The organism is Bacteroidales bacterium (genome assembly GCA_016707785.1).
In the GTDB taxonomy this organism is placed as follows: Bacteria; Bacteroidota; Bacteroidia; order Bacteroidales; family UBA4417; genus UBA4417.
In genome coordinates, this window is sequence record JADJGZ010000013.1 from 104,371 (window position 1) to 127,209 (window position 22,839).

The 22,839-nt window shown below is 39.6% G+C and carries 21 protein-coding genes; 14 read left to right on the forward strand and 7 right to left on the reverse strand.

From position 1 onward, the window contains the following. The first annotated feature begins 43 nt into the window (after positions 1 to 43). From kdsB to IPH84_09080, 4 genes are all read left to right on the forward strand, one after another. Positions 44 to 796, forward strand: coding sequence for a 3-deoxy-manno-octulosonate cytidylyltransferase (gene kdsB / locus IPH84_09065; GenBank protein ID MBK7173371.1), 753 nt, complete (start codon positions 44 to 46; stop codon positions 794 to 796). Between the two features lie 53 nt (positions 797 to 849). Next, positions 850 to 1,884: an SPOR domain-containing protein gene (locus IPH84_09070; protein ID MBK7173372.1), complete on the forward strand. Its 1,035-nt coding sequence runs from the start codon at positions 850 to 852 to the stop codon at positions 1,882 to 1,884. 101 nt (positions 1,885 to 1,985) lie between these two features. Beyond that, positions 1,986 to 2,666 (forward strand): tRNA (guanosine(46)-N7)-methyltransferase TrmB, encoded by a 681-nt coding sequence (trmB, locus tag IPH84_09075; GenBank protein ID MBK7173373.1) that lies wholly within the window; start codon positions 1,986 to 1,988, stop codon positions 2,664 to 2,666. Positions 2,667 to 2,678: 12 nt separating this feature from the next. Beyond that, positions 2,679 to 3,017, forward strand: coding sequence for an MGMT family protein (locus IPH84_09080; GenBank protein MBK7173374.1), 339 nt, complete (start codon positions 2,679 to 2,681; stop codon positions 3,015 to 3,017). Positions 3,018 to 3,052: 35 nt separating this feature from the next. Here the strand turns inward: IPH84_09080 and IPH84_09085 are convergent, their stop codons facing one another. Further along, positions 3,053 to 4,111, reverse strand: a complete 1,059-nt coding sequence (locus IPH84_09085) for a trypsin-like peptidase domain-containing protein (GenBank protein ID MBK7173375.1) — start codon at positions 4,109 to 4,111, stop codon at positions 3,053 to 3,055. Positions 4,112 to 4,247: 136 nt separating this feature from the next. Between IPH84_09085 and IPH84_09090 the strand changes: the two genes are divergently transcribed. After that, positions 4,248 to 5,348, forward strand: a complete 1,101-nt coding sequence (locus IPH84_09090; protein ID MBK7173376.1) for an Mrp/NBP35 family ATP-binding protein — start codon at positions 4,248 to 4,250, stop codon at positions 5,346 to 5,348. Between the two features lie 172 nt (positions 5,349 to 5,520). Further along, a complete protein-coding gene (locus IPH84_09095; GenBank protein MBK7173377.1) occupies positions 5,521 to 5,766 on the forward strand; it encodes a NifU family protein in 246 nt (81 codons plus the stop codon). 53 nt (positions 5,767 to 5,819) lie between these two features. On the opposite strand, the gene IPH84_09100 is transcribed toward IPH84_09095, so the two are convergent. Together IPH84_09100 and IPH84_09105 are read right to left on the reverse strand one after the other, a co-directional pair. Continuing rightward, positions 5,820 to 7,469, reverse strand: coding sequence for an NAD+ synthase (locus tag IPH84_09100; protein ID MBK7173378.1), 1,650 nt, complete (start codon positions 7,467 to 7,469; stop codon positions 5,820 to 5,822). A 114-nt stretch (positions 7,470 to 7,583) separates the two neighbouring features. After that, on the reverse strand, positions 7,584 to 8,255 hold the full coding sequence (locus tag IPH84_09105) for a PorT family protein (GenBank protein MBK7173379.1): 672 nt from the start codon (positions 8,253 to 8,255) through the stop codon (positions 7,584 to 7,586). 191 nt (positions 8,256 to 8,446) lie between these two features. Here IPH84_09105 and IPH84_09110 point away from each other — a divergent pair, with 191 nt between their 5' ends. Continuing rightward, entirely contained in the window at positions 8,447 to 9,046 is a 600-nt protein-coding gene (locus tag IPH84_09110; protein ID MBK7173380.1) for a PorT family protein, read from the forward strand. 178 nt (positions 9,047 to 9,224) lie between these two features. Next, the gene (locus IPH84_09115) at positions 9,225 to 10,226 is read left to right on the forward strand and encodes a hypothetical protein (protein MBK7173381.1); all 1,002 of its coding nucleotides are present in this window, start codon (positions 9,225 to 9,227) and stop codon (positions 10,224 to 10,226) included. Here the strand turns inward: IPH84_09115 and IPH84_09120 are convergent, their stop codons facing one another. From IPH84_09120 to IPH84_09130, 3 genes are all read right to left on the reverse strand, one after another. After that, a complete protein-coding gene (locus tag IPH84_09120; GenBank protein ID MBK7173382.1) occupies positions 10,227 to 11,726 on the reverse strand; it encodes a hypothetical protein in 1,500 nt (499 codons plus the stop codon). A gap of 312 nt (positions 11,727 to 12,038) precedes the next feature. Then, the gene (locus IPH84_09125) at positions 12,039 to 12,884 is read right to left on the reverse strand and encodes a hypothetical protein (protein MBK7173383.1); all 846 of its coding nucleotides are present in this window, start codon (positions 12,882 to 12,884) and stop codon (positions 12,039 to 12,041) included. 27 nt (positions 12,885 to 12,911) lie between these two features. Further along, complete coding sequence (locus tag IPH84_09130) at positions 12,912 to 14,006, reverse strand: Nif3-like dinuclear metal center hexameric protein (protein MBK7173384.1); 1,095 nt, start codon at positions 14,004 to 14,006, stop codon at positions 12,912 to 12,914. 83 nt (positions 14,007 to 14,089) lie between these two features. Between IPH84_09130 and lpxK the strand changes: the two genes are divergently transcribed. After that, entirely contained in the window at positions 14,090 to 15,157 is a 1,068-nt protein-coding gene (gene lpxK / locus IPH84_09135; protein ID MBK7173385.1) for a tetraacyldisaccharide 4'-kinase, read from the forward strand. Positions 15,158 to 15,240: 83 nt separating this feature from the next. Here the strand turns inward: lpxK and IPH84_09140 are convergent, their stop codons facing one another. Beyond that, positions 15,241 to 16,119 (reverse strand): UbiA family prenyltransferase, encoded by an 879-nt coding sequence (locus IPH84_09140; GenBank protein MBK7173386.1) that lies wholly within the window; start codon positions 16,117 to 16,119, stop codon positions 15,241 to 15,243. A 90-nt stretch (positions 16,120 to 16,209) separates the two neighbouring features. Here IPH84_09140 and IPH84_09145 point away from each other — a divergent pair, with 90 nt between their 5' ends. The 5 genes from IPH84_09145 (at position 16,210) to secA (ending at position 22,675) form a co-directional block, all read left to right on the forward strand. Then, positions 16,210 to 17,007: a class I SAM-dependent methyltransferase gene (locus tag IPH84_09145; GenBank protein MBK7173387.1), complete on the forward strand. Its 798-nt coding sequence runs from the start codon at positions 16,210 to 16,212 to the stop codon at positions 17,005 to 17,007. Positions 17,008 to 17,246: 239 nt separating this feature from the next. After that, the gene (locus IPH84_09150) at positions 17,247 to 17,963 is read left to right on the forward strand and encodes an ABC transporter ATP-binding protein (protein ID MBK7173388.1); all 717 of its coding nucleotides are present in this window, start codon (positions 17,247 to 17,249) and stop codon (positions 17,961 to 17,963) included. Between the two features lie 108 nt (positions 17,964 to 18,071). After that, positions 18,072 to 18,635 carry a cob(I)yrinic acid a,c-diamide adenosyltransferase gene (locus IPH84_09155; protein ID MBK7173389.1) on the forward strand — a complete coding sequence of 188 codons (564 nt, stop codon included), beginning with the start codon at positions 18,072 to 18,074 and terminating at the stop codon, positions 18,633 to 18,635. A gap of 244 nt (positions 18,636 to 18,879) precedes the next feature. Next, positions 18,880 to 19,101: a DUF2795 domain-containing protein gene (locus IPH84_09160; GenBank protein MBK7173390.1), complete on the forward strand. Its 222-nt coding sequence runs from the start codon at positions 18,880 to 18,882 to the stop codon at positions 19,099 to 19,101. A gap of 271 nt (positions 19,102 to 19,372) precedes the next feature. Then, on the forward strand, positions 19,373 to 22,675 hold the full coding sequence (gene secA / locus IPH84_09165) for a preprotein translocase subunit SecA (GenBank protein MBK7173391.1): 3,303 nt from the start codon (positions 19,373 to 19,375) through the stop codon (positions 22,673 to 22,675). Positions 22,676 to 22,839: the final 164 nt, after the last annotated feature.

Consider the following 22,839-nt stretch of genomic DNA (forward strand, 5'->3'; position numbering starts at 1 on the left):
ATAAAATTGATTATTCTTTCAGTTGATATAATTCCATGATCCGATGGCTTTAAGAGTATTGGGAGTTATTCCTGCACGATATGCCTCCACCCGATTTCCGGGGAAACCTTTGACAATGATTGGTCAGAGGAGTATGATTCAATGTGTGTATGAGCAGGCAAAGAAATGTGATGCATTTTTGAAAGTACTTGTTGCTACTGATGATCAGAGGATATATGATCATGTATTAGGTTTCGGGGGTGAAGCAATGATGACTTCTACTGAGCACAAATCAGGTACCGAGCGAATCGGAGAAGTGGTAAGTACACTAAGAACCCTGAATCTGACTTATGATGTAGTTGTAAATATTCAGGGTGATGAGCCTTTGTTGGATCCTGCCCAAATTGAAAGCCTACTGCATTGTTTTTCAGTTCCGGGAATAGAAATTTCTACACTGATCAAGGAAATTAAAGATTATGAGGATATTATAAATCCTAATGTTGTAAAGGTGGTCACGACTCAGGATGGTCTTGCACTTTATTTCAGCCGCTCACCCATTCCTTATGTAAGAGATTATAAAGATAAAGATTGGTTATTGAGAGCAAGGTTTTTCAAACATTTAGGCTTATATGCTTATCGTTCAGATATTTTGGAGAAAATAGTGAAGTTAAATTTGTCTGTCCTTGAAAAGGCGGAGTCTTTGGAACAATTAAGATGGCTGGAGAATGGTTTTCGCATAAATGTGGTTCATACTGATATTGAAACTATTGCAATCGATACCCCCGAAGATTTATTAAAACTTACTAACAAAATTTGATTGAAACCCCTATCTATAGCTATATTCGCTGACTGATAGTACGAGTTCGATATATGAAAGTGCAATACATAAGTGAGTTACTTTACAGGCATGAATGCGTAATAGTTCCTGGATTTGGGGGATTTATTACCAGTTATGTTCCTGCTCGTGTTGATTCCTTAACTCACAGGTTTTATCCTCCTTCATGTGAAGTAGCTTTTAATGAGAGTCTTTCTACGAATGATGGGATTCTTGCCAATCATATTTCGAAAGTAGAGGGGATCACTTATAGGGAGGCCATTGATGAAATCAGGTTCTGGGTTGAGGATGTAGTTGTGTTGCTCAGGTCAGGGGAAAAATTTGAAATGGCCGCTTTAGGTGTTTTCGTGATGGGTCCGGTTGGAAACATTCAATTTGAACCTGAATCCGGACTCAATTATTTAGGAAATTCATTTGGGCTCCCAAGTTTTGTTGCACAATCCGTTACCCGGAAAAGAGATAAGGTTGAAGAATCCCCGCGTCGGGTTCAGCCTCGTCCGGGGAGAATTATAGCAGAAACACTCAAATGGGCTGCAGTTATTGTTCCTTTTGTTGCTTTTACTTTATGGGGAACCATGAATACTGATAAGCTTGGGAATTATGTGCAGAATTATTCAGGTTTCTATTCCTGGGTAAAATCTACACCCGGTAAAACATCGACCCACGACATAAAGCAAGTAGCAATAAATCAAACTGTTGTTGAAGAGCCTGTAGTTGTCTCTCCTGGTGGTTTATTGAATGCTGCAGGAATTGAGCTTTCACCTGCCTCTATTTCATATGATGCGATGCGGTTATTAACCGTAAGTGAAACAAAAGCTGCTGTTGCTGTATCTCCTGTAAACAATGCATATTATATCATTGGTGGTGCTTTTAAGGAACATAGCAATGCTCTTAAGATGGTTTCTGAACTCAACCAGAAAGGCCATCCTGCGATGATAGTGGATACAACAGCCAGGGGTATGTATGTTGTAGGCATACAAGGTTTTGTCAGCCGGCTGGAGGCTCTTCATGCTCTTCCGGGAATTCAGGAGGCTGGTTATACAGGAGCCTGGATCATGCGTAAAAAATAACCTTTCCTTATTTTTTTATTAGTTTTGCGGTCCATTCTGGCCAGGTATTTATACTGTCCTGTTTCGAAGATTAATTTAAAAGCACATCAAACAAACAATTCTTGGCTAAGCGTAAACTTGAACGATTTGCTGAAAATGCAACATTCCCGCATTTTTTTCAGCCCACCTGGGAGGAACTTCAGGCTGGTTTTCCATTAAGAGGTAATTGGAAGAAGGACTATTTTATGAATGATCACCCTCTTATTATTGAAGTTGGGTGTGGGAAAGGGGAGTACACTGTTGACCTCGCGGGCCGGTATCCTTCAAATAACTACATTGGATTGGATAAAAAGGGAGCAAGGATGTGGAGGGGAGCTAAGACTACCCATATCATGCAAAAGCGGAATGTAGCTTTCATAAGGGTACTTGCGGAAAATCTGCCTTCGATTTTTGCTGAATCAGAAATAGATGAGATATGGATTACATTCCCGGAACCTCAGCCTAATAGTCCCAGGGCAAAGAAACGATTTACTTCCCCCCAGTTTCTGGCCCGGTTCAGATCGGTACTCAAAGCCGGTGGAGTTATACATCTCAAGACAGACAACGATGTGATGTTTCAATACACACTTGATGTAATCAGGGAATTCGGTCATCAATTATTATATCAGAGTGATGACCTATATTTGAACCCGGATGATCAGGAGGTCAAGGATGTTATACCGGTGAAAACACATTATGAAAAGATCTGGCTGGAGCAAGGATTGAAAATCAAGTATCTCAGGTTTTCATTAGGTCCTTTGTAACGAGATCAGTTTATGAGCGATATCAGTTTTTTCGAAAGAGTTTATGAGGTTGCAAAAATGATCCCTTATGGAAGGGTCACCTCCTATGGTGCTATTGCCAGGTTTCTGGGTTCAGGAGGATCAGCCAGGATGGTCGGATGGGCCATGAATGCTTCTCATCACAGTTTACAGGAAATACCTGCTCATCGGGTAGTCAATCGCAACGGACTTCTATCAGGGAAGCATCATTTTGGTGGACCAGATGTAATGAGACAGTTGTTGGAAAGTGAAGGCGTTATGATCGTAGGTGACCAGATACAGCAATTTTCCGTACTTTTCTGGGATCCTTTGAAAGAAATCGAAAGAGTATAGACTTTATAGGGAACCTGTCAGGAAGGTATAAAGATTTAATTATTATTGATTACAGGTATTATATCAAATCCTTTGGATGCCAGGTCCTTATGATTATCAAGGATAAATTGCTTTATATGATTTATGGGAATCACGAAACTCACTCCATAATTAATGTCTTTCTTCTGATTAACATATAGGGGACCACTATATGGGATTGATGGGTTATAGTTAAACTCATGGATATCTTTCTCCGGTTTGAGGAAATATTCATTCCTGGCTGATACTGAGCGGCTGATACCTACCAGTTCGAAATTGGGTACCCCATCTTTTATTGCCAGGACGATTCCTCCACTTAAACCTTCATTAAAGGATGCATCAGTCAGGAAATTAGAAGTCTTATCAGGCGCTTTGCTCACAATTCCTTTCGTTATCATTAGTTGTCCAACAGGGTATCCTGCAAGATAAACAAAACTTCCCCACTCAAGATGATCAGAATCACCAAAAGGGTAATCGAAAGGAGGAGGTATAGGGGTTGCTGCGGGAACTGAAAAGGTCCGGCCGAGAATAGCAATATCTTTCTTTCTGTCACTGCATAAAATCGAGAATCTGTTGTTTTCCGGCACATCCTTGATTACGATCTGTTGTTTTACTTTGAGAGAGATGCTATGGATAAATTGATTCTGGAGGTCGCCATATTCAGAATAAGAGATTAAAGTATCAGGCAGATCCACAATATGTGCACAAGTGAGCAGCAACATTTGCTTATCAGTTGATTGTATGATGACTGCTGTCCCGCTGGTAGCCTCATTGGTATAAATACTTGCTTCAGCTTTGTCCTTGACCTGACCGATATTCAGGTCATTAAGGGTTATATTGGAATTAGTCCCAAAAACATAAGTTCTGTAATTCGTATAACAAGTAACTTTTTTTACTGATTTAAGGATCGTTTCCAGTTGCTGAGAGCAATTTGCATAGGGGAATTCAGCATCATACCTGTTATCATGAAGCGCAGGATACACTGTTTTGTAGGTATGTTTTGAACAGCCGGCCAGTATTATTACAAATATAAAAGCTTGCAATAGCAAGCGGTATATGTGGGTGATTGGTCTCACAAGCTTCATTTTTTTTTGACGTAAGCAGATCATACCAAGTTAGTTAAAAACAAGATAAAAAATACTTAAATTATAAATTGTATGTGGGAGAATGAATTATCTTTACATGTTCTAAATAAAAATAACAATCTATTGAATGGAAATCACTAAGGATCAGATATTAAATGCATTACGTTCTGTAATGGATCCCGATCTAAATAAGGATGTGGTCACATTAGGGATGATTGAGGACATATCAATTGAAGGTAGCAAGATTGCATTCAGACTAGTTTTAACAACTCCAGCCTGTCCGTTGAAGGATAAGATGAAATCTGATTGCATTAAAGCTATTCAGTCCAAGATAGATCCATATGCTGACGTGCAGGTTGAAGTAACTTCCAGGACTACTACCAGGAGAAAAGAAGGAGAAAGCCAGTTGAAAGGCGTCAAGAATATCATTGCCATTGTTTCAGGCAAAGGTGGTGTTGGGAAATCGACGATTTCAGCTAATCTGGCGGTTTCCCTGGCTCAGTTGGGTGCAAAAGTAGGGTTACTGGATGCTGATATTTATGGTCCTTCCATGCCACTCATGTTTGGTTTGCAGGATGCAAGACCAGAAGCAAGGGAAGAGGATGGGCATACGGTGCTGATTCCGGTTGAAAAGTATGGCGTTAAGTTATTATCTATTGGTTTTTTTGTAGATCCAACGAAAGCTTTGGTATGGCGAGGTCCGATGGCTTCCAATTATCTGACACAGATGCTAACAGGAAGTGATTGGGGTGAACTGGATTACCTGGTAATTGATATGCCACCTGGAACCGGTGATATACATCTAACCCTCGTGCAATCTGTTTCAGTAACAGGTGCAGCTATTGTAACAACGCCCCAGGAGGTAGCTCTGGCTGATGCCAGGAAGGCTTATGGAATGTTTGCTACAGAGAGTATAAATGTTCCTGTGTTAGGATTGATAGAAAATATGGCCTGGTTTACTCCTGCAGAATTACCTGAAAACCGATATTATATTTTTGGTAAGGAAGGTGGGAAGCGCTATGCAGAAGAGATTGGAATTCCACTTCTTGGTCAGATTCCATTGGTGCAAGGCATTTGTGATTCAGGTGATTCGGGAAAGCCTGTATCATTGCAGGATCATTCAGTTGTGGCAGCAGCATTCAAAGAGTTAGCTGAGTCATTAGTCAGGCAGATTGCTATCAGGAATTCAAACATGGAACCAACGAAAGTAGTTGAGATGAAATCTTAACCTTGCTATCCGGTTGCTATTTCAGTTTTCGATCAATCAAAAGGAGAACCAGCCTGAAAGACCCGGTATAATTGTATCAGTAAATACTCCTTCTTGTCATTGAAATTAAGAAGGATCTATTGATAAGATTCGTAACAAAGAAAAAGTAGAAATCCATATAAATAACTTAGAAATGACTCAAAACCAGGATCTAGAAATCAAGGTAAAAAATGTGATTGAACAAATCAGGCCTTATCTTCAGGCTGATGGTGGAGACATCAATTTTGTAGAACTCACAAGTGAAAATGTTGTAAATGTTGAACTACAGGGAGCATGCGGTTCCTGTCCATTCAGTCGGATGACCCTTAAGAACGGGGTTGAGGAAGCTATGCGGAAAGCACTTCCGGAGATCAGGTCGGTTGAAGCCATCAATCTTTAGACAACGAACTCAGATGTTAAAGCTGTTGATTTGAATGAATTAACAGCTTTTTTTTATGAAAGGTATTTGGCTACGATAGGCATTCTTCTGCCGGAGCCAAATGCTTTTGGTGAGACTCTCAAGATAGGAGGGGTCTGGTGACGTTTCCATTCATTCATATTGACCATCCTGAGAATTCTTCTAACAGTATTTTCTTCAAATCCCAACTTTATCAATTCAGCCGGACCTTTTCTCAATTCAATATACTGATACAGTATTTGGTCCAGGATTCCGTATTCAGGTAATGAATCACTGTCTTTCTGATCCGGCCTTAATTCTGCTGAGGGTGGTTTAGATATTGAATTCCAAGGGATTATCTCTGTATTTCGATTGATATAGTTTGCCAATTCATACACTTCTGTTTTGTAGACATCCCCCAGCACTGAGATTCCACCGCACATGTCGCCATACAGGGTGCCATAACCAACAGCTGCTTCACTTTTATTAGAAGTGTTCAAAAGGATGAATCCAAATTTATTCGCGAGAGCCATGAGGATTACAGCCCTAACCCTGGCCTGGATGTTTTCTTCAGCAATATTGAAAGGCAAATCCTTGAACTGAGGGGAAAGCGTATCAACAAAGCTTTGAAAGCTTTCTTCAATACTTATAACTTCATGTGGGGTTTTGAGGTTAAGAGCCAATGAACGGGCGTCGGCTATTGAGTGATCGGAAGAATACCTGGAAGGAAGCAGGACGGCTCTTACATTTTCAGGACCCAGAGCTTCAGCAGCCAGACATAGAGTTACAGCTGAGTCAATTCCTCCAGAGAGCCCCAGGATGGCTTTTGAGAACCCCATTTTTTTGAAATAATCATGAATTCCCATCACCAGGGCATCGTGGATAAGCTGAGACTTTTCGGTTTTTGATATTTGGTGGTCAAAGCTGTTATCCGGAAATTTTCTGGTGTTTGTATCAAAGTCAACGATCCTGAAGTCTTCTTTAAAAGCGGACAGTACATGAATAATTTGTCCGGTTTCATCGAGCACTTTTGAATTTCCATCGAATAATAATTCTGTTTGGGCCCCTACATGGTTTACATAGATAAGAGGGATTTTATAATTGGAGGCATTCGTATTCAGTACTTTATTCCGTTCTTCCTCCTGGCCCCAGGTAAAAGGTGAAGCAGCAATATTGATAATTATATCAGGGTGTTGCAAGGATAACGCCTCCATTGGAGCAATTACATAAAGAGGATCAGGTCCGATGTTCCACAAGTCTTCACAAATGGTAAGTGCCATTCGCAGACCCTTGAATTCAATCACTTCGAATGTTTTGTTAGATTCGAAATACCGATACTCATCGAAAATGTCATAGGTTGGCAGGAGGGTTTTATGCGCGGATGCAATGATTTTGCCATCTGATAGCAGGAAAGCTGAATTCAGGAGATTTTTTCCTTTGATATCGGGATTATGAGAAGGAGATCCAACAATAGCGGCAATACCTTTACATTCATCTGCTATGCTTTGCACTGAAAACTCACAACGTTCGATAAAGTCAGAAAACTCGAGGAAGTCCCTTGGGGGATATCCACAGATTGACAGTTCAGCAAACACAACCAGATCAACCTGTTGATTTCGGGCATGCCTGATTACTTCAATTATTTTCTCCCTGTTTTGCTCAAAGTCACCGATGGTGTAATTAAGCTGTGCCAATGCAATTCTCATGATATCTGAATGAGAATACAAAAATAGAAGAGATTATCTCATAAGTGGAATTAATCTCCAACTTTGAGTAATATTAGGTTTTGCAGAAGAAAGTGGTCTGAGATGTGGGCAGATTTAGAAGAGAACTGCTACACTCAATTCAACAAAATTTAAAGTAGCCTTTTCTTTTTCAGAATTGATGGGGTTTTTACCGGAGAGCATATCCGTAAAGCCGTTATTAAGAGCAAGCCCAACGCTGAAGGTAGTTCCGGCATCAAGTGTATATTCTCCTCCTAAACCAATAATTAGTGATTCACGCAGGAAAGAAATATTATCATAGTTCTCTTTTTCTTCAGTGATTGTTGAGTTATTATAGGTAAACTCATCTGTTTTCTTTGCACCGAACCTAAATGAGGTACCGAATCCTATCTGACCATAATATTTCATATTTCCGATCGAATTTGTCCTCATTTTCAGTGTAAGAGGAAGTTCAATACTTTTAACATAATAGGAACGGCTCATGGTTCCGTTATTTTCACCGAGTATTGAAGGAAATTTCAGATTGCCACCATTAAAAACAACATTAAAACCAGTGGCCAGGCAATGATTTTCAGAAAATCCGATTTCACTTACGAATCCCCATGAGAAAGCCATTTTTGCTCCATTTCCTTCGTATGAATCGGTATTTGGTTTCATCCACGACACCTGGGGAGCCGCTTTTAAACCGAATGAGTATTTTTTAAATTGAGCATTTGCGGAAATTGAAGCAAATAAAACCAATGATATCAGGAAGAATTTTGTTTTCATATAGTAAGGTATTAGGTTAAACAAATCAGGTGCAAAGATCGCACAAAGAACAGATTTTTGCCATATAGAACGTTTTTTCTTTCAAAATGATTGTTTCATGGAGGAAATAGTTTAATAGATGAGCAGAACAACTGGCATAATATTTACCTTTGAATCAACGTTAATTCATCATGTTTGAAAACTCATATAAAATGAAAAACGTACTCATCCTCTTAATTGTTTTCCTGTTTGTGAATGAATCCGAAGCTCAGATTCCCGGATTCAGCCTGGGGCCAAAAGTTGGGTACAATTCGAACAGGTTTACAACAGATTTTGACTCAATTACCTCTGATCCTAATGGAGCTTTTAATGTAGGGGCATTTGTCAGGATTGGAAAAAAAATATATTTTCAGCCAGAGGTAAACTATGTGATAAAAGGCGGAGAATTAAAGATTGGAGGGCTTGGCAGTCAGCAGATCAGGCTTGAATCTATTTCTATTCCGATGTTATTAGGAGTGCGGCCGATTAATGCAGGTGTTTTTAACCTCCGATTTATGGCTGGACCTACATTTTCTTTTGTTTCATCAAAATCACTTAAGCCTAAAGAAGTGCTGGCGAATTGGCCGATTCAAACTGTTGATGATTTAAAAGAATCATTTTGGTCGTTCCAGATGGGTGGAGGTATCGACTTATTTTTATTGACTATTGATTTGCGCTATGAATTGGGGGTAGATAATATTTATTCCGGAGAGGACGATTTCAAACTCAGGAATAATCTTTTCAATATCAGTATTGGGATTAAGTTGCTCTAAAACACGATTTGGAAGAAAAATCCAGCAATGAGATTAAATCTCTATTTTTGCATCCAGAAACAGGTGATTATCATTTCTTAAGCAGAAAGTTCTTGTTTATTGCAAGAGCTTTTTCTCAGGATTGAATAACACTAATGGCAATTCACGAATAACTTTCTACTGTTTTTCAGCAACTCGTATGATCAGATTTTTTTTCTTCACTGTCCTTATCGTCATAATTTTCAGTTCTTGTCAAACAAAACAAAGCAATCCGGGAATTCAATCACCGGGTGGAGAATCCAAGCCGGAGATTCTTATTTTCAGGTATGAAAAGGAGCTATTTGGGATCAATCCAACAAATATTGAAGCAGGATTAGAACGCATATATCCTACTTATAAGTTTTTTCTGGGCGAAAGTTGGAAGGATACTATAAATCTTCTGAGGATCTATAATTATATCTCAGATCCCAATATCAGAGAGTTGTACAATGTGGAAATGATAAAGTACCCTGATGTGACCTTCCTGAAGAAAGGCTTAGAGGGGATTTTTGATAAAGTAATTAAATATTATCCTTCAAAGACCTACCCTATTGTATATACTTATGTATCTGGTCTGGATATTGAAATACCTGTGATTTATGCTGATACAGTCATGGCCATCAGCATGGACCTATTTCTGGGGAAAGATGTTAATGTGTATACAAAGGCTGGGATACCGGAATATATGATTTCAAGGTTTACAGAGCAAAATATTTTGCCTGAATGCGCAAAAGCAATAGCTGACAGCATAATTATTAAAGATATTAATAAGCAATCGCTTCTGGATCAAATGATTGTAGCTGGGAAACGGTTATATTTTGCAGATATCATGCTTCCTGAAGTACCAGCATTTAGTAAAATCGGTTATTCACAGGAAAAATACACATGGTGTGAGCAGAACGAAGGGAATATTTGGTCATTTATGATCACTAACCAGCTATTATTCAGTAGTGATCCCAAGATTACAGGGAAATTAATGACTGATGCACCTTTTACATCCGGCTTTATTGATGCATCACCAGGCAGATTGGGTGAATGGGTCGGTTGGAAGATTGTGAAAGCCTATGTCAAAGCCAATCCATCCGTTTCTATGCAGGATTTGATGAAGAACACTGATTCCCAGTCAATTCTTCAAGGTTCTAAATATAAACCAGGCAGGTAGTTACTTGTTTTTTAGTCTGTTAAGTCCAGCTTTAGCTTTTTGAGAGATACTGAAGTTATATTCAGAAAAATCCATTTCGAGGCATTTGCGGTAGTAGAGTTCTGCTTCTTTGAATTTTCCTCTGTTTTCCATTATCATTCCCATATGTAAAGCAGAATTTGCTGCAAAATATGAGGCATTCTGAGATCCTGTTTTAATGGTTATCTCGTAATATTTAATTGCTTCAGGCCATTTTCCCCATTCGTCGTATACCCTTGCTGATCTATAATTGTATTCCAGTTGCATGGATGGGTTTGATGCGGAAGCACTTTGAGAAAACCTGTTTAGCATAGCGATGGATTTATCATAATAACCTCCATCAAACAGGAGGCGGGCTTTGAGCAAATTGATATCCTGGACAGAGCCTTTTTCTGCATTTTTGAGAGCCTGGATATCATTATCTACCTGCTCGGCACCCCTCAGTGTAATTCGTTGCATGTATACATTATATTTTTCAATGTTATCCTGTATCAGGTAATACCAGGCAAGGTACTGATATGCGGACCGGATGTAGTTTTTCCCTTTAAAGGAGGCTACATATTTCAATAGTGGGAGGTGTGCATCTGCATCAAGACGATTCAATTTGCAGGTACCCAAAATGTAATCGAGGTATAGAAATGGGAATTGGTCAGCTTTTCTTTCCAGTGTTGTAATCTGTTTGATAGCTTCATCATTTTGACCAGTTTTGAGGTAGAGATTTGCCAGGCAAAAAGCCATTAGTGGGCTTCTGTTCGTCCATTCAATATTGATGCTTTTCTCAAATTCCCTCAGCATTGAGTGGGTTGCTTTCCTGTCGCCGGACATATTTATGGTAGCAAAGGACAGGAGGAAAAGAGACTCAGGAATGAGAAAGTCGTAATCTTTGTTAGCAAGACTGGATTTGTATGCCTGGTTTAGTTCACTGATTCCTTGAGGGATTGACCCTTCGAAATCCAGGGCTCTGGCTGCCCATTTATATTTATCAGGTACTGTTCCGACGAGGCAGTGCAGGAGTCCAAGCCGGGCTTTGGCAGGAAGAAATCCAGGATGTTTTTTTTCATTTTCAAGGAGAAGCCGATATGCCCGATTGATTTCCATTCCACCTGAGATATATTCCTGGAATTTAATCCGGGCCAGGCCTGTTTGAAAATATACTTCCGCCTGACTATAAAGGAACCAGGGTGATTTTTTATCACCTTTTGCAAGCAGCTGAAGTCTTTTTTCGCGGTTATTCAGTAAAATCTCCAGATCCTTATCCTCCTCACTGAGCATTACTGTTAAAAAATCGATAGAATTTTCGAGAAGAGAAGGGATTGTATTTGAGGGATTGTTTTTCTTTTCCTGAAGGATTATTCTGTGAGCTTCGGTAAAACGGAGGCTGATAATTTCTTTATAGGCAGACTTACAAAGCGGCGTGAAATCAGTTGAAGCACTGGAAATGGCAGATATCCCGAGTAAGATTAAGAGGAAGATAATTTTCATCCTGAAATTTTATATGATTTAACCCAATCAGGCGAAAGCTAACATACAATGAGATTGTCTAAAAGTGTTATTCCCAGGAGAATCCAGAATCCATCCGCCTCAGGCGGACAGAATCCAGAATAATTCTCCAAATAATGTTCCATATTTTCTATTCTAAATCTTTGATGCTCCAAAAGAGAAGCGTTTGGCTTGAATTCAGATTCTTTTTGTACTACATTTTAATTGTTTTACAGTTTTTATGTGATAATAACTGCAAAAAAAGAGAGGGGCTGAAGAACAACACCTCTCATCTATCTTTAAGAAAAAGAATTATCAGATTTCAATTGATTCTGCCAGTTCCTTATCAACGAGGATACGTCCGCAATACTCACAGACGATGATCTTTTTATGAAGGCGGATATCAAGCTGACGTTGAGGTGGAATAGCGCTAAAGCATCCGCCACAAGCATCACGTTCAACATTTACAACAGCGAGACCATTCCTGGCATTCTTCCTTATTCTTTTATAGGCTGTAAGGAGTCGTTCCTCAATAAACTGTTGTTGTCCTTCTGAATTTCTGATCAGGGCTTTTTCTTCCAATTCAGTTTCGGTAACGATATCGGCTAGTTCATTACGTTTAACATCAAGGTCGTTTCTTCTTTCAGAAAGCACTGTCTGAGCTTCTTCGATTTCCTCTTTTCTCAGAGTGAGCTGAGCATTGAATTCGCGGATTCTTTTTTCTGCAAGTTGTATTTCGAGGCTCTGGAATTCAATTTCCTTTGTTAGAGCATCATATTCACGGTTATTGCGAACATTATTTTGCTGTTCTTCATATCTTTTAATTAAGGTTTGGCAATCCTTAATCGAGATTTGTTTGTCGTACAGTTGTTTTTCGATGGATTGAACTTCCTGGATATGGTTATCTACCCTGGTTTCCAACCCGGCAATTTCATCTTCCAGGTCTTCTACTTCCAGTGGTAATTCTCCCCTAACAATACGGATTCTGTCGATCTGAGAATCAATTTGTTGCAAGGTATAAAGAGCTACCAATTTCTTTTCAATCGAGACTTCCGTTTTGTCAGATTCCTGAGTTGTTGTTTGAACAGTTACTGGGTCGATTGCTGCATTTTCAGTAATATCGGCTGAACTGTCAACTGGTTTAGCTTCGGATTTTGCCATGAGGATATGATGGGGATTTATATTGATTTACAGGTAATTAACAGGATTTGTTACTGTTTCCGAAATTCGGAGTGCAAAGGTAGGAAATTTTTTCTTTAACAGAGTAAATATCAGTTGTTTTGTATATTGTTCACTTTCATAATGTCCGATATCGGCTAATAACATCCTATTTTCAGGTAAAAAGAAGTCATGATATTTAATGTCGCCTGTCAGGAATGCATCGGCATGAGCGGCGATGGCATCTTTAATGAGAAAACTGCCGGATCCGCCGCAAACTGCTATTTTCTGAATAGGATGATCAGGAAAAGAAGTATGCCGGATACATCCGATATTGAGTATTGTTTTAATATTTTCAAGGAATTCCTTTGCCGGGAGTGGGGTTTCAAGTTGACCAATCATCCCTGCTCCGGAGGTAGGGTCTGTATTCTTTAGTGCATAGATATCATAAGCTACTTCTTCATATGGATGAGTTTTAAGCAAGGTAGATATCAGTTTTTTTTCCAGGTTGGAGGTAAAAACGACTTCAATTCTCTCCTCTTTTTCAAAGTGGATTTCGTGAGGTTTTCCTACAAAGGGTGATGCGCCTTCCAAAGCACGGAAAGTACCTTGTCCTGAAAGGTTGAAACTGCAGTAATCATAATTTCCAATATTTCCTGCGCCGGCATTGAAAAGGCTTTCCCTGACGGCGGAGGCATGAGAGTGAGGGCAGAAGGTGACCAGTTTGAACAGGCGATCTGCCATTGGCCGCAGGATTATTGGATTCCGGATGCCCAGTTTTTCACACAACAGGTAGTTTACACCCTTTGAATAGTTATCGAGATTGGTATGAAGGGCAATGATTGCAATATCCTTTTTAAGTGCCCTGGTGATGAGTCTTTCGGTAGCTGATTTCCCGGTAAATTTCTTCATTCCGGAAAAGACCATAGGGTGATGTGAAATGATAAGGTTGAACTTGCCGGCTATGGCTTCATCCATCACATCTTCAGTAATATCCAGTGCGATAAGAGCTTTAGTGATATCAGCAGACGAGTCACCTACGATCAATCCTGAGTTGTCATAATCTTCCTGCAAGGAGAAAGTGGCGGTTTGTTCGAGATATTCAAGGATTTCTGATAATAGCATTTTAGCAATGGATTAATAATCATTATACTTTACAAATATAATCAGGAAGATACATTATTGCTTTTTTTTCGTATTTTTATATCATGGAAATTCTGCGGTTTCTCTTATATCCATTTGCTTTGGTATATGGATTCTTTATTTTCATGCGGAACAAGTTGTTTGATTGGGGATTGCTAAGGTCAACTCCTTTTCCGCTGCCTATTATTTCTGTCGGTAACCTGGTGGCAGGAGGTTCAGGAAAATCACCACTTGTCGAGTACATTGTCCGTTCATTAAAAGAGGAGTATAAGGTCGCTGTTTTAAGCAGGGGATACAAACGCAAAACCAGGGGATTTCGGATTGTTTCATCGCAGGATGCAGTCGAGAATGTTGGTGATGAGCCTTTACAATTTGCCTCAAAGTTCCCGGAGATCACAGTTGCAGTTGATGAGAGTCGCAGGAACGGAATCCGTAAGCTGATGGCAGAGATTCCAGGATTAGAGGCAGTTATACTTGATGATGCCTTTCAGCACCGTTATGTTAAGCCAAGTATATCCATTCTTGTTACCGATTATCACAGAATATTTACTAAGGATTTTTTACTTCCTGTTGGAAGGTTAAGAGAGCACAGGAAGAATGGGAAAAGGGCGAATATCATTGTTGTGAGTAAAACCCCAAAGATTTTCTCTCCTTTGGTCCGCAGGCAATTGTTAGATGATTTGAAACCTGCTCCCCATCAAAATGTGTGTTTCTCTTATATTGCCTATGATGAGTGGGTGCCCTTATACCCGGAGGTGCCAGCCATTGAAGGAGAGGGGCGGAAGGTGAATACGATACTGATGTTAACAGGGATTGTCCTGACCTCGCCAATGGAAGAGTATTTGAGGCCATTTTGCAGTGACCTTTCAATGCTGTCATTCCCTGATCATCATCATTTTAGTGAAAAGGATATCCAGTCGATAAAGGAGACTTTTAATTCCCTGCCCACACGGCGAAAGTTAATTATTACAACAGAAAAGGATGCCATGAGGTTGAGGAATGAGGAAGCTAAGTCAATGTTGAAAGACATTCCTATTTATTATTTACCGATTCGTTCAAATTTTCATCCGAAGGATAAGGAGCAATTTGATTCTGCCTTACAATCACTGATGAATCAGAAAAAACTTCCTTAGATCAAAGAATACCTATAAAGTTTAAGAGTCTTAGGAATGAGTTCCTTTGGAAAATAAAATGAAATGATTTTTCATTGAACTTTTCATCTGAAGTAAAGGATATCAGCTATTGCAAAGATGGCAAAAATGAGACTGGCGATCCCATTTAGTGTAAAGAAAGCCAGGTTCACCTTACTTAGATCATTGGCTTTTACGAGTGTATGTTGATAGAAAAGAAGCAGAGAAAATACACCCAGGCCTATCCAGTAAATCAGATGGAAATGATTTTGGAAGCCGGCGATTAATAATATGGTTGAAGTAGCGATATGCAGAATTAATGATAAAGTCAGGGCTTTTTTTCTGCCTATTGCAACAGGAAGGGATCGGAGTTGGTTGATTTTGTCGAAATCATCATCCTGCAGTGCATAAATAATATCAAATCCGGTGACCCAGCATAATACCGCGATTGAAAGAAGTAAAGGAGTAATACTGAATTGTCCTGTTACAGCAAGATAAGCTCCGATCGGAGCCAATGCTAACCCTAGTCCGAGAACAAAGTGTGAAAGAGAAGTAAATCGTTTTGTAAGGCTATAACCTAACACTATCACAAGGGCAATTGGAGAAAGGGTAAAACATAGTTTGTTGATAAACCAGGTTGACGCGATAAAAAGGAGAGAATTAACAATAGAAAAGGCGAGTGCATAGGCCGGTTTTATAATTTCTGCCGGGATCTCCCGATTAGAGGTTCTGGGGTTAAGTTTATCAAATTCCTTATCGGCCCACCTGTTAAAACTCATTGCAGCGTTTCTGGCAAAAAACATACATGCGAGTACAAGAAACAAAAGTCGCCAACTCAGGGTACTTCCATCCTGGGTTGTTGCCAGGAAGAAGCCCAGCAATGCAAAGGGCATGGCGAATATAGTATGGGCGAATTTAACCATGGATAAGTAGCTGGAAACTTTCGCAGTGATATTCTTGAGCATCATTTATTCTTTTAATTACTTTTACAAAAGTATATAAGGTTCGAAACTAGGCTATAAAATTATTTGTTTTCATTTTAATTTACTTTTATTATGTCAAAGACATTGGCGCATTCTATCGGGAGTTATATTTCCTATCGGTTGCGAAGCACAAGCAAGCACGGAGTGCATTCACCTTTTGTTTTCGATTTGATTACCAAAGTGTTGGAAAATAAGGAGAAAGAGGAGGTTTTTGAAAAGATACATGGAATTTATAAAGAACAATGCCGGAGTTCAAGGGTGCTTGAAACGACAGATTTTGGAGTATCAAGCGACGGAAGGGCATATTCTACAAAGTTTCTAAAAGTTTCCGAAATTACTAAGAGTTCATCAGTCAACAGTAATACAGGAGAATTGTTATACCGGCTTGTTGAATATTTTAAGCCTTCCAGGATTTTGGAGTTAGGTACATCTTTAGGGATGAGTACTTTGTATATTGCAAGTGCTGCTCCAACAGCAAAGTATATTACCATGGAAGGATGCGCTGCAAAAGTAGAAGTCGCCAAATCTTATTTTTCGAGGATGGCGGTCTTAAACCTGGAGGTTTCTACAGGAAGGTTTGATACTCAATTACCTGCTGTGTTAGAAAAGTTAGGGCAACTTGACTTTGTTTTTATGGATGGGCATCATCGTTTTAAGCCAACCCTGGCCTATTTCAAGAAGGTTCTTCAATATTCAAATGAGAATACTGTAATAGTACTTGATGATATTCATTGGTCGAAAGGAATGGAATTAGCCTGGAGGGAGATTCAAAAGATGCCGGAGGTGACTGTCACCATCGATATATATCGCCTTGGATTGGTTTTTCTCAAAAAAAGCCTTAGCAAGCAGAACTTTATTATCAAATATTAGTTTGATATACCGGTGATATTGCTGTTTGTGTGAATTCTCAAATATAACAGCACAGTATAACTGAATCTTCGCCAAGTTTGCCTCGGGTCCATGGTTTTCCTTAAAGGCATTTTCACAAAGATTCCGTATATTATATCCTCATTTTTTTATTGATCTTAACATTTTTTGAGATTCAATTTTAAATTAGAACCCATACATTTGTTTAGGATCTAAAAAAGTAAAATATGAACAAGGAAGAGATCATCCGTCTTGTAGATATTACCCGGACATATAAGGTTGGGTTAGAATTGGTCAGGGCATTACGTGCAGTTTCATTGTCAATATACAGGAATGAATTTGTGGCTTTGATGGGGCCTAGCGGATCCGGTAAATCGACCCTGATGAATATTCTGGGGTGTCTTGATACGCCTTCCAGCGGGCAGTATTTGCTGAACGACAAAGATGTAAGCAAATTAAATGACAATGAACTGGCTGAAATCCGGAATAAGGAGATTGGTTTTGTATTCCAGACATTTAATTTATTGCCAAGGAGTACCGCTTTAGAGAATGTGATGTTACCTCAGATTTATGCTGGGATTTCGAAGGTCCAAAGGTTGGAACGAGCCAATGAGGTCATAGCCAGTGTTGGTTTAACTGACCGGGCAAAGCATAAACCCAATGAGTTATCAGGGGGACAACGGCAACGGGTTGCTATCGCCAGGGCACTAGTGAACAGGCCATCCATCATACTTGCAGATGAGCCAACCGGTAACCTTGATTCAGTTACATCAATAGAAATTATGGGTGTTTTGGAGGAAATTCACAAGCTGGGAAATACGATTATCCTTGTTACTCATGAAGAGGATATTGCCAAACATGCCCATAGGATTATTCGATTGATGGATGGTAAGGTTTCTGATGATTATCAGAATCCGGATATAATTACTGTTAGTGCGAGGACAGGAGTCACAGCCTGAAAAAAAATAAAAAATTGAATAGCTGTAAGAGCTTAAATATTAAGAGTGTAAGAACTATTTGAAATTAAAAGATCATTTAGTTACTTGGGAGGAATAAAACAAAATTGAATGTCAAACGATAGAAAAATATACACTAAGACCGGAGATAAGGGTGAAACATCATTATTAGGGGGGACCCGGGTTCCAAAGTATCATGAAAGAATTGAGGCTTATGGAACATTAGATGAGCTGAATGCTTTTGTAGGTTTTTTGAGGGATCAGGTTGAAGATACTTCAGTGAAGATACTTCTTCTTGAGATACAGGATCGGCTTTTTACAGCAGAGTCACTGATAGCGACGGAGGAAAATGTTCCTATCAATAAGATGTTGCCTCAGTTGTATGAGGAGGATATACTTAAACTGGAAGCAGCAATTGACGAAATGAATAGTGTTCTGCCTGGTTTGACTTCTTTTCTTTTACCAGGAGGGCACCCGCAAGTTTCATTATGTCATATCTGCAGGACTGTTTGTCGAAGGGCAGAAAGATTAGTAATCAAGCTTGCAAGTGAGACGCAGGTAGATTGGATGGTAATACGTTATTTGAACCGTTTATCTGATTATTTTTTTGTACTTTCAAGATGGGTTGGTCAATATAATAATGTGGCGGATTTGATTTGGAAGCCCCGGATTTAATTTGAATGTAACCTTTCAGTAAAAAGAGTATTAATATCATAGCAACTAATAGTTAATGACTTACACAAATCCTGAACATTTATTTTTTCTTTGAACAATAATTTTTGTGTGTTCGGGTTACATGGTCAAGGATGTGTCTAGAAATTAATATTTTGGGCATTTTTATCACAAAATGAGTTAGCTGCTTGATTTTGATGTATAATAAATTACTTTTGCAAAAAATTAACCCCTAATTTCCCGCACAATGTACTGGACATTAGAATTAGCATCACGACTTGAGGATGCTCCCTGGCCTGCAACAAAAGAAGAATTACTTGACTTTTGTGTGCGATCTGGTGCACCTATGGAAGTTGTAGAAAATCTTCAGGAACTTGAAGATGAAGGTGAGATATATGAAAGCATTGAAGATCTTTGGCCGGATTACCCGTCAAAAGAAGATTTCTTTTTTCATGAAGATGAATATTAGGTATCGATCAGGCGCCGAGGGCGCCTTTTTCTATTATGGACCATTTTATTCCTGAACAAAATTTAAATTCCTGCCATTTCATTCTCTGAGTGTGCCAATCTGTCCGTTTTTTTATGAAAATAAAAAAAATGGAGAATTTTACTTTAACATCATGAAAATCAGCAATTGGGTCCTATTTCATGCCTTAAATCAGTCATGAGATGAAGATTTTAGGTTACATTTGTTACCAAATGCATAGTATTTGATCACTAAGCAAAATTAAAACAAGAATATGCTTAATCTACTATTTAAAAAATTTGCTGGTGGCACGAAGTCAGACAGAGACATCAAGTCCATAATGCCAGTGATTGAGAAGTCGAAAAAGGATTATGAGAGAATATCCCAGCTAGATAATGATGGATTGCGGTTAATGACCCTTGAATTCAAGCGCAAACTTGCCGAATCCGTAATAAGTGAAGAGGAACAGATTGCTGCAATCAGGGCCAGGATTGACGCTGAGTATGAGATGGACATTGATGAGAAGGAGACTTTGTACAAACAGGTGGATGCGCTTGAAAAAGAGGCATATGATAAAACCCAGGCTACTCTTTTACAGATATTGCCAGAGGCATTTGCAGTCATAAAGGAGACTGGCCGAAGGTTTAAAGAAAATGAAACCGTAGTTGTTACTGCTTCTGAATTTGATCGTGACCTGGCTGCTAAGAAGGGCAACGTTAATATTGTTGAGGACAAAGCTTATTGGGATAATCGTTGGATGGCTGGAGGAAACATGATCACCTGGGATATGGTGCATTATGATGTTCAGCTCATAGGAGGGATGGTACTTCACCAGGGCAAGATTGCTGAGATGGCAACCGGTGAAGGGAAAACTCTTGTTGCAACACTTTCAGTTTATTTGAATGCTTTGCCCGGCAAGGGCGTTCATGTTGTTACTGTTAATGATTACCTCGCAAAACGTGACTCGGAATGGATGGGTGTTTTGTTTGAGTTTCATGGACTGACAGTAGATTGTATTGACAAGCATGAGCCCAATTCAGAAGAGAGGCGCAGAGCTTATCTTGCAGATATTACCTACGGGACCAATAATGAGTTTGGCTTTGACTACCTGAGAGATAATATGGCAAGGAATCCGGAGGAATTGGTACAACGCACACATAATTATGCTATTGTGGATGAGGTTGACTCCGTATTGATTGATGATGCCAGGACGCCTCTCATCATTTCCGGTCCAACACCAAGAGGAGAGAACCAGGAGTTTGAACAACTCAGGCCAGAGATAACGAAATTGTATAATGAGCAGCGAAATCTTGTAACAAAGTTATTGGCTGAAGCCAAGAATATTCTAATTCCGGGAGCTGATGGGCAAATACCATCCGACCGTGAAAAGAAAGGTGGGGAATTATTGTTCAGGGCTCACAGAGGTTTACCAAAGCATAAACCAATTATTAAGTTTCTGTCAGAGCCTGGAATGCGAACACTCATGCAGAAAACTGAAAATTTCTACATGCAGGAGCAATCAAAGAATATGCATATCATTGATGATGATCTGTATTTTGTAATTGATGAAAAGAATAATTCCATTGAACTGACCGATAAAGGTATCGACTTGATAACTAAATCGTACCAGGATTCTAAGTTTTACATCTTACCGGATGTGGGAGCAGAACTGGTGGAATTAGATAAGAAGAATTTACCGGAAAAGGAAAAGCTGGAATCTAAGGCAGAGATATTGCGTGATTATTCAGTCAAATCAGAACGTATTCATACTGTCAACCAGTTATTAAAGGCTTATGCTCTATTTGAGAAGGATGTGGAGTATGTGGTTATTGAAAATAAGGTAAAAATTGTAGATGAGCAGACCGGCCGTATTATGGAAGGCCGGCGCTATAGTGATGGACTTCACCAGGCTATTGAAGCAAAGGAAAATGTAAAGGTAGAAGCTGCTACTCAGACTTATGCTACAATTACATTACAGAATTATTTCCGTATGTATAAGAAGCTGGCTGGTATGACTGGTACAGCTGAAACGGAAGCCGGGGAATTATGGGATATATATAAATTAGATGTTGTTGTAATTCCTACAAACCGTCCGATTGTTCGTTCTGACCGGGATGACCTGGTTTATAAGACAAAAAGGGAGAAATTCAATGCTGTAATCACTGAGATCAAGGATCTGGTTTCCAAAGGACGTCCGGTTCTTGTAGGTACTACTTCTGTAGAAACATCGGAACTACTGAGCAGGATGCTCACCCGCGATCGTATTGCGCATAATGTTTTGAATGCCAAATTACACCAGAAAGAAGCGCAGATTGTTGCTGAAGCAGGTTTACCCGGTACTGTTACCATTGCCACCAACATGGCAGGCCGTGGTACAGATATAAAGTTAGGTCCCGGAGTGAAAGAAGCCGGTGGTTTAGCAATTCTGGGTACAGAGAGACATGATTCACGACGCGTGGACCGTCAGTTAAGGGGTCGTGCAGGACGTCAAGGTGACCCGGGTTCTTCACAGTTCTTCGTTTCCCTTGAAGATGACCTGATGCGTATGTTTGGTTCAGAGCGTATTGCCGGAATTATGGACAGGCTGGGTTTAAAGGAAGGGGAAGTGATTCAGCACAGTATGATCACTAAAAGTATAGAACGCGCTCAAAGGAAAGTAGAAGAAAACAACTTCGGGATTCGTAAGCGACTTTTGGAGTATGATGATGTAATGAATTCGCAGCGTGAGGTCATTTATGGAAAACGCAGGCATGCTCTATATGGTGAGCGCCTGGCACTGGATATTTCCAATATGATATATGATATGGGTGAGACTATTCTTACTGATAGTCTTGAACAAAATGATTATGAGAACTTTAAGCTGGAGTTGATTACTAATTTGTCAGCAGAGTGTCCGATCACTGAAAAAGAATTTGGAAACAATAATGCGGAAGTACTGGCAGATAAGCTTTTTGATGCCATTTACAAGGATTACAGGGATAAATCGGCAAGGATTGCTGAACGCACCTATCCGATTATCAAGGAAGTGTATGAGAATAATCCGAGGTACCAATATATTGCCATTCCGATTACTGATGGGATAAAAACCATGCAGGTTGCACCTAGTTTAAAGAAGGCGTACGAAGATAAGAGCAAGGAAGTGCTGCTTTCGATAGAGAAGGGGATTACGCTTGCTGTAATTGATGATGCATGGAAAGAGCATCTGCGCGAGATGGATGATCTGAGACAAAGCGTACAATCAGCGACCTATGAGCAGAAGGATCCTCTCCTTATCTACAAGTTTGAATCATTTTCCTTGTTCAAAACACTTGTCCAAAAAGTGAATAAGGAAATTGTATCCTTCCTGATGAGGGCTGACATTCCTATTCAGGAGTCGGAGCAAGTGCATGAAGCGCATAAACCACAAAGGAGTGAACAGAGGTTAAAAGAAGAAAGGACTGATATCCTGAGTCAGCGGACCAGCGAAAACAGTGTCACCGGTCCTGTCAGGGTTGAAAAAAAGGTGGGTCGGAATGATCCCTGTCCATGTGGAAGCGGGAAGAAGTATAAGTCATGTCATGGGATGGATGAGGTTTAGGAGAAGAAACTTAATTGTTTCTTTATAGGGATGTGATTATTAAGGACAAAGTGTTCCAGGTCCCGGTACTTGAAAAAGAGTGGAATTCAAGGGATTGTGCCTGGTTGTTTTCGATCTGAGAGTTATTCTGATACCATAAATCAACAACCTATGACTTCAATGTA

Bases quoted from the DNA above. Each gene is read 5' to 3' on its own strand.
- kdsB (MBK7173371.1), top strand. From the start codon at position 44: ATGGCTTTAAGAGTATTGGGAGTTATTCCTGCACGATATGCCTCCACC.
- IPH84_09070 (MBK7173372.1), top strand. From the start codon at position 850: ATGAAAGTGCAATACATAAGTGAGTTACTTTACAGGCATGAATGCGTA.
- IPH84_09080 (MBK7173374.1), top strand. From the start codon at position 2,679: ATGAGCGATATCAGTTTTTTCGAAAGAGTTTATGAGGTTGCAAAAATG.
- IPH84_09090 (MBK7173376.1), top strand. From the start codon at position 4,248: ATGGAAATCACTAAGGATCAGATATTAAATGCATTACGTTCTGTAATG.
- IPH84_09095 (MBK7173377.1), top strand. From the start codon at position 5,521: ATGACTCAAAACCAGGATCTAGAAATCAAGGTAAAAAATGTGATTGAA.
- IPH84_09100 (MBK7173378.1), bottom strand. From the start codon at position 7,469: ATGAGAATTGCATTGGCACAGCTTAATTACACCATCGGTGACTTTGAG.
- IPH84_09105 (MBK7173379.1), bottom strand. From the start codon at position 8,255: ATGAAAACAAAATTCTTCCTGATATCATTGGTTTTATTTGCTTCAATT.
- IPH84_09110 (MBK7173380.1), top strand. From the start codon at position 8,447: ATGAAAAACGTACTCATCCTCTTAATTGTTTTCCTGTTTGTGAATGAA.
- IPH84_09115 (MBK7173381.1), top strand. From the start codon at position 9,225: ATGATCAGATTTTTTTTCTTCACTGTCCTTATCGTCATAATTTTCAGT.
- IPH84_09120 (MBK7173382.1), bottom strand. From the start codon at position 11,726: ATGAAAATTATCTTCCTCTTAATCTTACTCGGGATATCTGCCATTTCC.
- IPH84_09125 (MBK7173383.1), bottom strand. From the start codon at position 12,884: ATGGCAAAATCCGAAGCTAAACCAGTTGACAGTTCAGCCGATATTACT.
- IPH84_09130 (MBK7173384.1), bottom strand. From the start codon at position 14,006: ATGCTATTATCAGAAATCCTTGAATATCTCGAACAAACCGCCACTTTC.
- lpxK (MBK7173385.1), top strand. From the start codon at position 14,090: ATGGAAATTCTGCGGTTTCTCTTATATCCATTTGCTTTGGTATATGGA.
- IPH84_09140 (MBK7173386.1), bottom strand. From the start codon at position 16,119: ATGCTCAAGAATATCACTGCGAAAGTTTCCAGCTACTTATCCATGGTT.
- IPH84_09145 (MBK7173387.1), top strand. From the start codon at position 16,210: ATGTCAAAGACATTGGCGCATTCTATCGGGAGTTATATTTCCTATCGG.
- IPH84_09155 (MBK7173389.1), top strand. From the start codon at position 18,072: ATGTCAAACGATAGAAAAATATACACTAAGACCGGAGATAAGGGTGAA.
- IPH84_09160 (MBK7173390.1), top strand. From the start codon at position 18,880: ATGTACTGGACATTAGAATTAGCATCACGACTTGAGGATGCTCCCTGG.
- secA (MBK7173391.1), top strand. From the start codon at position 19,373: ATGCTTAATCTACTATTTAAAAAATTTGCTGGTGGCACGAAGTCAGAC.